The sequence below is a fragment of the Salinimicrobium oceani genome (genome assembly GCF_012037645.1).
On the sequence record NZ_JAAVJR010001438.1, the window covers coordinates 1 to 309 of the forward strand.

The following is a 309-nucleotide window of genomic DNA, read 5'->3' on the forward strand; positions in this document are numbered from 1 at the left end:
CAGGAATGACCTTAAAAGAATCCCAATCAATATTTGAAGAAGAATAAGGATATTTCCCTCTATGCGCCTTTGCATTTCTATAGATCCATTCCCGGGAAGGATTTTGTTCCCCATACCAGCTGGTGACCTCCGGACTCAAATAGTCATGCAGTTTTTCTATTTGGTTACTGTTCATGGACTGGTAGTAATCAGCTACGATTTCCTTTAATTGTTCCTCTGGAGTTTTTACAGGTGTTTCTACGGGAAAAGCAAAACTGTAAATGGTCATAATAATTGCCAGCAAACCTACAGCTGCAAGTCCCAGAATCT

1 protein-coding gene is annotated in these 309 nt (G+C 40.1%); it reads right to left on the minus strand.

Annotated features, from left to right (window positions below; all coding sequences use genetic code 11):
• A partial coding sequence (locus tag HC175_RS22545; RefSeq protein ID WP_168140040.1) for a hypothetical protein occupies window positions 1-309 on the minus strand: 309 nt, incomplete at both ends.